This window comes from Sphingomonas sp. Leaf25 (assembly GCF_001421635.1).
Lineage (GTDB): Bacteria > Pseudomonadota > Alphaproteobacteria > Sphingomonadales > Sphingomonadaceae > Sphingomonas.
The window spans coordinates 453,558-462,642 of record NZ_LMKU01000023.1; the positions used below are offsets into that span (position 1 = coordinate 453,558).

Sequence of the window (9,085 nt, forward strand, 5' to 3'; positions counted from 1 at the left end):
CCCCCGACCCCTCCCTTCCAGGGAGGGGAGAAGGGTTACGTGCGCCGGCGGGTCGCCCGCCATGTCATGCCGCCCAGCAGCGCGGCGAGGCCGAACCACGTCAGCGCATAGACGAGGTGGTTGTTGCGGAAGGTGACGACGGTCAGGCCACCGCGTGGCCAGCCGGTGCTGGCCCCCGCATCAATAAAATAGGGGGCGACCGATGCCACCCCGCGCTTCGCCGCGATCGCGCCCACGTCGCGCGAAAACCAGCGGTCGGCGGCGGGATCGTTCGAGCGCAGGAACGCGCCGCCCGGCTCGGTCAGGCGCAGCAGGCCGCGCACGGTGACGGGAGTGGTCGGTGGCGGAACCTTGCCGCGCTGGGCAGGGGGCACGAAGCCGCGATTGACCAGCAGGCTGAAGCGTCCGGTGTCGAGCGGTGTCAGCACCCAGAAGCCGCCGCCGAGCACGGTCACAGCCTGGACATAGGTGTCGCTGGCGGGGCGATACCGCCCGGTGGCGACCACTGGGCGGTATTCGTCTTGTCCGCCGACCGGGGTTCCGGGCGGCGGGGCGGGGACCGGCGGTGTCTTCAGCATCGCCTCGGTCCGCGCGATCAAATCGAGCTTCCAGGTCCGGCGCTGCAATTGCCACAGGCCCAGCCCGATCAGGCCGGCGATGACGAGGGCGATCAGCCCGACCGGCAGCGCGCGGCGCAGGGTCACATCGAACCCATGTCTCCGCCCATCTGCGGCATCATGTTGACGTTCATGTGATACATCACCCACAGCGACCCGGCGATGGTGATGCCGACCAGCACGACCGTGAAGATCAGCGCCATGAGCGTCCAGCCGTTCTCCGACTTGGTGTTCATGTGCAGGAAGTAGATCATGTGGACGACGATCTGCACCACCGCGCAGACCATCACGAGCCCGGCGGTCAGGCGCGGATCGGCGATGACGCCGCTCATGACCAGACCGAAGGGGATCGCGGTCAGCACGACCGAGAGCAGGAAGCCGATGACATATTCGCGGCGCGAGCCATGGGCGGGGGCGTCGCCGTGGCCGCCGTGGCCGTGCGCGTCGTGGTGGGCGTGGCCGGCCATCAAAGGACTCCCAGCAGATAGACGAAGGTGAAGACGCCGATCCAGATGACGTCGAGGAAGTGCCAGAACAGCGACAGGCACATCAGCCGGCGCATGTTGGCGGCACCCAGGCCGTGCTTGGCGACCTGCACCATCAGCGTCGTCAGCCAGACGATGCCGAAGGTGACGTGCAGCCCGTGGGTGCCGACCAGCGTGAAGAACGCCGAGAGGAACGCGCTGCGCTGCGGTCCTGCGCCTTCATGGATCAGGTGGCTGAATTCGTACAGCTCGATGCCGAGGAAGCAGGCACCGAACACGCCGGTGATCGCCAGCCAGCGCAGCGTCGCCGCCTTCTTGCCCTCTTCGGCGGAAATCATCGCGAAGCCGTAGGTGATCGACGAGAACAGCAGCATCGCGGTGTTGAGCGCGACCAGCGGCAGGTCGAACAGCTCCTTGGCGTCCGGGCCGCCGGCGGTGCTGCCCGAATAGACGCCGTAGGAGGCGAAGAGCATGGCGAAGATGAGACAGTCGCTCATCAGGTAGAGCCAGAAGCCGAGCATCGTGCTCGACCCCGCCTCGTGCTCATGCTCCTCCGCCAGATGATAGGCGCGCTCCGACGCGCCTGCGGGGATTTGTACCGACGAACCCATGATCTTTACGCCCCCGCGGCCTGGAGGTCGGCGGTACGCCGCGCCTCGGTCTCGATGACTTCCTCCACCGGAATGTGGAAGTCGCGCTTGTAGTTGAAGGTGTGGACGATCGCGGTGCCGATCACGGCGACGAACGCCAGCGCCGCCAGCCACCAGATGTACCAGACCATCGCCAGACCGAAGACGGTCGACAGGCCGGCGAGCACGATCCCCGCCCAAGTGTTGCTCGGCATGTGGATGGCGGTGAAGCCGTCCACCGGCCGGGCGTATTTGTGGCTCTTCATGTCGTACCACGCGTCGAGGTCGTGGACGACCGGGGTGAACGCGAAGTTATAGTCGGGCGGCGGCGACGAGGTGGCCCATTCGAGGCTGCGGCCGCCCCACGGATCACCGGTGAAGTCGCGCAGCTTGTCGCGGTTCATGATGCTGACCGCGATCTGCACCAGGAAGGCGGCAATGCCGACCGCGATGATCGCGGCACCGATCGCGGCGATGATGAACCAGATCTGGAGCGAAGGATCGTCGAAGTGGCGCAGGCGGCGGGTGATGCCCATCAGCCCCAGCACATACAGCGGGGTGAACGCGACCCAGAAGCCGACGAACCAGCACCAGAAGCTGATGAGGCCCCACTTCTTGTCCAGCTTGAAGCCGAACGCCTTGGGGAACCAGTAGTTGATGCCGGCGAACATCCCGAACACCACGCCGCCGATGATGACGTTGTGGAAATGGGCGATCAGGAACAGCGAGTTGTGTAGCACGAAGTCGGCGGGCGGCACCGCCAGCAGCACGCCGGTCATGCCGCCGACCGTGAAGGTCAGCATGAACGCGATCGCCCACAGCATCGGCAGTTCGTAGCGGATGCGGCCACGATACATGGTGAACAGCCAGTTGAAGATCTTGGCCCCCGTCGGGATCGAGATAATCATCGTGGTGATGCCGAAGAACGAATTGACGCTCGCCCCCGACCCCATGGTGAAGAAGTGGTGCAGCCACACGAGGTACGACAGGATGGTGATGACCAACAGCGCGTAGACCATCGACGTATAGCCGAACAGCCGCTTGCCCGAGAAGGTCGACACGATTTCCGAGAACACGCCGAACGCCGGCAGGATCAGGATGTAGACTTCCGGGTGGCCCCAGATCCAGATCATGTTCACGTACATCATCGGGTTGCCGCCCAACGTGTTGGTGAAGAAGTTGGTGCCGACATAGCGGTCGAGCGACAGCATCGCCAGCACGGCGGTGAGCACCGGGAAGGCGGCGACGATCAGGATGTTGGTGACGAGCGCCGACCAAGTGAAGATCGGCATCTTCATCAGGCCCATGCCCGGTGCGCGCATCTTGACGATGGTCGCGATCAGGTTGACGCCAGACAGCAATGTGCCGACGCCGGCCAACTGCAATGCCCAGATATAATAGTCGACCCCGACGTCGGGCGAATAATCCAGCCCGGACAGCGGCGCGAACGCCAGCCAGCCGGTGCGGGCGAATTCGCCGACGAACAGGCTGGCCATCACGATCACCACACCCGACGCGGTCATCCAGAAGCTGAAATTGTTCAGAAACGGGAACGACACGTCGCGCGCGCCGATCTGCAAGGGCACGATGTAGTTCATCAGCCCGGTGACCAGCGGCATCGCCACGAAGAAGATCATGATGACGCCGTGGGCGGTGAACACCTGGTCATAATGGTGCGCGTTCAGAAAACCTTCGTTCTGGCCGAAGGCGATCGATTGCTGGGCGCGCATCATGATCGCGTCGGCGAAGCCGCGCAGCAGCATGACGATGCCGAGGATCATATACATGATCCCGATGCGCTTGTGATCGACGGTGGTGAACCACTCCTTCCAGAGATAGCCCCACAGTTTGAAGTACGTCAGCGCCGCCAGCACCGCCGCGCCGCCGATGGCGACCGCCGCGAAGGTCATGACGATGATCGGTTCGTGGATCGGGAAGCTTTCGATCGTCAGGCGACCGAAGATCAGCTTGGTAAGGGTATCGGACATGATGTGTCTCAGCCTTGCGCCGAAGCGGGGCGGCCCGGCATCGCGCGCGGTGCGATGCGGGTCATGTTACGGTTCTTGGCGCTGCCCGGCTGGTTGCTGCCGGGCGCGGCCTTCGACCCTTCGGGGGCGTCGCCGCTGCTGTGCGGGCTGACGCCATAGTCGGACGGGGCCTTTTCGAGCGCGCCCTTGGTATCCTCGCCCTGCGGCGGCAGGCGGTTGTTGGTCGGTCCGCCCAGCGCGCCGTCGGGGCCGCCGTGGTGCATGCTCTCGGTCATGCACGGCGTGCCGGGCTTCACGCACATCTGGACGATGCGGGTGAACAGGCCCTGCTCGACGCCGCCGAAGCCCATCGGCGCAACCTTCTCGCTCGGCCGCTCCAGCACCAGATAGCGCTGCGTGTCGAGCCGGTTGGGCATCGCCTTCACACCCGCGACGAAGCGGTCGAAGCCCGCCTGATCGGTGCTGGTCGTCTTGAAGTTCATGTAGGAGAAGCCGGCACCGCTATAGTGCGCCGACATGCCCTCGAAGGTGCCCGGCCGGTTCAGCACCGCGTGCAGCTTCGTCTCCATGCCGGGCATGGTATAGATCATGCCGGCCATCGCGGGGACATAGAAGGTGTTCATCACCGACGACGACGACAGGCGGAAGCGGACCTGCCGGTCGACCGGGATCACCAGCCGGTTGACGGTCGCGATCCCCTGTTCGGGATAGATGAACAGCCATTTCCAGTCGAGCGAGACGACCTGGATTTCCAGCGGCTGCTGCCCCTGCGGCACCGGCTTGCCCGCCGAAATCTGCCCGATCGGACGATAGGGGTCGAGCAGATGGGTGCTGATCCACGTCAGTGCGCCCAGCGCGATGACGATCAGCAGCGGTCCCGACCAGATGATGAGTTCCAGCCCGGTCGAATGGTCCCAGTCGGGTTTGTACGTCGCCTTCTCGTTCACGGCGCGATATTTCCACGCGAACCAGACGGTGAGCACCATCACCGGAACGATGATGAGCAGCATCAGGCCGACCGAGATCATCAGGACGTCGGCCTGCTGGCGCGCGACATCGCCGGCGGGATTGAGCACGACCATGTCGCAGCCGGCGAGCGCGGGCAGGAGCCCGAGCGGCAGGAGCGAACGCAGTGGCCGGTGCCACGGAAGCGAGCGGGGCTGGATCATGCGCGCGACCTATGCTGCCCGATGCTGCACTGCGATAGGACATTTTGTCCTATCCCGGTGTTTGGTGCATTGCGATAACGGGCGCATATTCTGTCTACACCCGCGCGCATGCCGCGCCGCATGCTTGGAGTCCCCATGGCCGAGGCCTTCGTCCATTCCCGCGACCTCGAGGCCGATGCCCGGGCGGTCAACACGTCCGGCAACGGCGAGGACCAGATCAGCGTCCAGTCCGAAGAGATCGCCATCGGCGTCATCATCGGGCGCACCTCGGAATTCTTCGACTTCTTCGTCTATGCGATCGCATCGGTGATCGTGTTCCCGCAGTTGATGTTTCCGTATGTCGACCGGCTGACCGGCACGCTCTATTCCTTCGCGCTGTTTCCGCTGGCGTTCTTCGCGCGGCCGATCGGCACGTTGCTGTTCATGGCGATCGACCGGCGGCACGGGCGCGGCACCAAGCTGACGATCGCGCTGTTCCTGCTCGGCACCTCGACCGTGGCGATGGGTTTCCTGCCCAGCTACGCACAGGTGGGCGCATGGTCGGCGATTCTGCTGGCGGCGCTGCGTATCCTGCAGGGCATTGCGCTCGGCGGCGCATGGGACGGTCTCGCCTCGCTGCTGGCGCTCAATGTGCCGCAGGACCGGCGCGGCTGGTATGCGATGATCCCGCAATTGGGCGCGCCGCTCGGCCTGATGGTGGCGAGCGCGCTGTTCGCCTTCTTCACCGCCTATATGAGTGCCGAGGATTTCATTAGCTGGGGCTGGCGCTATCCGTTCTTCGTCGCCTTTGCGCTGAACGTCGTGGCGCTGTTCGCGCGGCTGCGCATCGTCGTGACGCCCGAATATACCGCGCTGTTCGAGAACCGCGAGCTGAAGGCATCGCCGGTGCTGCCCACGGTCGGCCGCGAATGGAAGACGATCGTGATCGGCGCGCTGGTGCCGCTGGCCAGCTTCGCGCTGTTCCATATGGTCACGGTGTTCCCGCTGTCGTGGATCTTCCTGTTCACCGAACAGGAGATCGCCCGTTTCCTGTGGATCGAGACGGCCTGCGCGATCTTCTTCATCTTCGCGATCGTCATTTCGGGCGTGCTGGCCGATCACGTCGGCCGGCGCACGCTGCTCGGCTTCGGCGCGGTCGCGATCGCGCTGTTCTCGGGACTTGCCCCGCTGCTGCTGAACGGTGGCGATGCGGGTGAGATCGCGTTCATGATTACCGGCTTCATCCTGCTCGGCCTGTCGTTCGGCCAGTCGTCGGGCACGGTGGCGGCGAACTTCGCCAAGGATTCGCGCTATACCGGCGCGGCGCTGACCTCCGATCTCGCCTGGCTGTTCGGCGCGGGCTTCGCGCCGCTGGTCGCGCTGGCGCTGGCGGGCAAGCTGGGGCTGTTCGCATCGGGGCTGTACCTGCTGTCGGGTGCGGTGGGTACGCTGGCGGCGCTGGCGCTCAACAAGGAACTGGCGCGTCGGCTGGATTGACCGGAGCGTGCTGAGTTTGCTTGCGCTGGCGGTGGCTGGTCCCGCCGCCGCGCAGGCTTGGCCGGTGCAGCGTGAGGCCGAGGCATTGGCGGTCGATGCCGCCGAGGTGGCGCGGACCGAGGGCGGTACGGCCGAAGCCGCGCTTGCCGAATTGCGCGCGCAGGGGGCGAGCGTCGCGCTGACCGAATGGATCGAGGGGGCGTATCGCGATCGGCTGGCCGGGCTGTCGCTCGATAGCGGTGGCGATGTCAGCGTGCTGCTGACCGGGCGCAAGCCCGTCGCCGACATGATGGCGCAGGCGGGGGAGGCGACCGTCGTGGTGCGCTTTCGCACCGGGGCGAAGGCCACCCGCGACCAACTGCTGGCGGCGATCCGCGAGCATCAGGCGGCGATCCGCGCGATGCTGGCACGGCCCCCGGCGCTGGGCATCGACGCGCGGCGTGGCGAGCTGGTCGTGATGATCGGCGGGGCCGATGCGGCAGGCGACCGCGAGCAATTGCGCAAGCGGATCGAGCGGCTGACCGACGTGCCGGTGCGACTCGCCCCGGCCGACCGGCCGGACGGATTGCTCGCCGGCACGGTGGCGCCCGACATACCGCTGTCGCCGCTGGTCGGGCCGGTGGTGCCCGGCGGATCGCGGGTGGTGGGGCCGGACCCGATCGACGGCCGGCGCTATATCTGCACCACCGGTTTCGCGGTGAGCGACGGCGCGCGCAACGCGATCGTCACCGCGGCGCACTGCCCCGACACGCTGGAGCATATCGCGACCGACGGATCGCGCATTCCGTTGCCGTTCGTCGGGCAATGGGGCTGGGGGTTTCAGGACGTGCAGGTCAATCTGTCACCGCTGGCCGACCGGGCGGTGTTCTTCGCCGATACCGCGCGGACGCAGGTGCGGCAGGTCGAGCGCCAGCGGGGCCGGGCGGCGACGCGGGTCGGCGACCTCGTCTGTCACCGGGGCGAGCGCAGCGGCTATAGCTGCGCGCGGGTGCTGATGACCGATTTCGCGCCGTCGGGCGACCTGTGCGGCGGCGCGTGCCTGCCGATGTGGGTCGCGGTCGCCGGACCCAGTTGTCGCGGCGGCGACAGCGGCGGGCCGATCTTCATCGGCACGACCGCGATCGGGCTGTTGAAGGGGAGCAGCTATCGCGGCGACCGGTCGTGCGGCTTCTATTACTATATGCCGATCGACTATCTGCCCGAGGGATGGCGGCTGCTGACCGTGCCGCGGCCGTGACCGGCGCAATCCCCGCCGCCACGCTGATCCTGCTTCGCGACCGGGCGGGCGCACTGGAGGTGCTGATGGTCGAGCGGGCGGCGGCGATGGCGTTCGCCGGCGGGGCGATGGTGTTTCCCGGCGGGCGGATCGACCCCGACGACCGCGCGTTGGCGCTGGCGATGGGAGACGAGGCTCTGGCACCGCGACTGGCGGCGATCCGCGAGACGATCGAGGAAGCGGGTATCGCGATCGGCGTGGCGGGCGAGGTCGCGGCGATGCGGGCAGCGCTGGCGGAGGGGCAGGTGCTCGGCGCGATCGGGCCGGTCGATCCGACGCCGCTGGTCGAGTACGCCCGGTGGTTGCCCGACCGGGGCGTGAGCCGGGTGTTCGATACGCATTTTTATGTCGCGCCATGCCCGATCGACGCCCCCGAACCGGTGGTCGACGGGACCGAGAACCGGAGCGCGGCATGGCTTCGGCCGGGTGCGGTGCTGGCGGCGGCGGACCGGGGGGCGGCGAGCCTGTTGTTCCCGACGCGGCGGGTGCTCGAACGGCTCGCCGTACAACGCGATGTCGCGGGCGTGCTGGCGGATGCCGTGCGCTGGCCGGTGCGGACGATCACGCCATGGGTCGAGCGACGGGCGGACGGCGACTGGCTGACGATCCCGGACGATCTCGGCTATCCGGTGACGGCCGAGCCGATGGCGCGGACGGTGCGCGGGTGAAGGCGCTGTCGGCCGGTGTCCGCACGCTCGTCTGGCTGGCGGTGCTGGCGGCGATCGGCTTCGCGCTCTACGCCTTCGTCCGCAGCCGGCCGCAGGACGTGCCATGGACCCCGCTCGACCTGTCGCAGCCGATCGGTATGTTCACCCGCTCCAAGATCGGCGGGTTGAAGGATGATTTCGCCGGATGTCGCGCGCTGCTGGATGCGGCGGGAGTGCGCTATACCGCATTGCCGCCGCGCGATGGCGGGGCGCAGTGCGGCTATGACGATGCGGTGCGGCTGAACGCCGGGGGATCGCGCGACCTTGCCTATGCCCCGGCCGGGGTTGGCGTGTCGTGCCGCGTCGCCGCCGCGCTGGCGCTATGGGAATGGCAGGTGGTGCAGCCCGCCGCACAGGCGCGCTTGCGCAGCGGCGTCGCGCGGATCGAGCATTTCGGCAGCTATAGCTGTCGCCGACTCTATGGCCGCGATTCGGGGGCGTTCAGCGAACATTCGACCGCCAACGCGCTGGATATTGCCGCGTTCGTGCTGGAGGATGGGCGGCGGATCAGCGTGGTGGGCGACTGGACCGCCGGGCAGGGCAAGGCGGACGCCGACAAGGCGGCGTTCCTGCGCGACGTGCGCGACGGGGCATGTGGCGTGTTCTCGACGGTGCTGTCGCCCGATTACAATGCGGCGCACCGCGACCATTTCCATTTCGATCAGGCCAGCCGCGGGATGGGCGGGGCGTGTCGGTAGCCATTTGATCCGCCTGACGGCGGATGGCGGCACCAGCCCG

General features: G+C 67.1%; 9 protein-coding genes. 4 read left to right on the top strand and 5 right to left on the bottom strand.

Features of this window, described 5'->3' with window-relative positions; genetic code table 11:
* Positions 1-35: 35 nt before the first annotated feature.
* From ASE78_RS09775 to cyoA, 5 genes are read right to left on the bottom strand one after another with little or no spacing between them, the layout of a single operon-like run.
* The gene (locus tag ASE78_RS09775) at positions 36-704 is read right to left on the bottom strand and encodes an SURF1 family protein (RefSeq protein WP_056496201.1); all 669 of its coding nucleotides are present in this window, start codon (positions 702-704) and stop codon (positions 36-38) included.
* On the bottom strand, positions 701-1,084 hold the full coding sequence (gene cyoD / locus ASE78_RS09780) for a cytochrome o ubiquinol oxidase subunit IV (RefSeq protein ID WP_056496204.1): 384 nt from the start codon (positions 1,082-1,084) through the stop codon (positions 701-703). The genes ASE78_RS09775 and cyoD overlap by 4 nt, the downstream gene beginning before the upstream one ends.
* Positions 1,084-1,713: a cytochrome o ubiquinol oxidase subunit III gene (cyoC, locus tag ASE78_RS09785; RefSeq protein WP_055762625.1), complete on the bottom strand. Its 630-nt coding sequence runs from the start codon at positions 1,711-1,713 to the stop codon at positions 1,084-1,086. The genes cyoD and cyoC overlap by 1 nt, the downstream gene beginning before the upstream one ends.
* Before the next feature lie 5 nt (positions 1,714-1,718).
* Positions 1,719-3,719 (bottom strand): cytochrome o ubiquinol oxidase subunit I, encoded by a 2,001-nt coding sequence (cyoB, locus tag ASE78_RS09790; protein WP_200909842.1) that lies wholly within the window; start codon positions 3,717-3,719, stop codon positions 1,719-1,721.
* 8 nt (positions 3,720-3,727) lie between these two features.
* A complete protein-coding gene (gene cyoA, locus ASE78_RS09795; protein WP_056496207.1) occupies positions 3,728-4,888 on the bottom strand; it encodes a ubiquinol oxidase subunit II in 1,161 nt (386 codons plus the stop codon).
* A 135-nt stretch (positions 4,889-5,023) separates the two neighbouring features.
* Here cyoA and ASE78_RS09800 point away from each other — a divergent pair, with 135 nt between their 5' ends.
* Genes ASE78_RS09800 through ASE78_RS09815 form a run of 4 tightly spaced genes read left to right on the top strand, consistent with a single transcriptional unit; the run spans position 5,024 to position 9,045 of the window.
* Positions 5,024-6,364, top strand: a complete 1,341-nt coding sequence (locus ASE78_RS09800; RefSeq protein WP_055762616.1) for an MFS transporter — start codon at positions 5,024-5,026, stop codon at positions 6,362-6,364.
* Between the two features lie 7 nt (positions 6,365-6,371).
* Positions 6,372-7,601 (top strand): S1 family peptidase, encoded by a 1,230-nt coding sequence (locus ASE78_RS09805; RefSeq protein WP_235514987.1) that lies wholly within the window; start codon positions 6,372-6,374, stop codon positions 7,599-7,601.
* On the top strand, positions 7,598-8,308 hold the full coding sequence (locus ASE78_RS09810) for an NUDIX hydrolase (RefSeq protein ID WP_235514988.1): 711 nt from the start codon (positions 7,598-7,600) through the stop codon (positions 8,306-8,308). The genes ASE78_RS09805 and ASE78_RS09810 overlap by 4 nt, the downstream gene beginning before the upstream one ends.
* Complete coding sequence (locus tag ASE78_RS09815) at positions 8,305-9,045, top strand: extensin family protein (RefSeq protein ID WP_056496213.1); 741 nt, start codon at positions 8,305-8,307, stop codon at positions 9,043-9,045. Before ASE78_RS09810 ends, ASE78_RS09815 begins: the two co-directional genes overlap by 4 nt.
* Positions 9,046-9,085 lie beyond the last annotated feature (40 nt).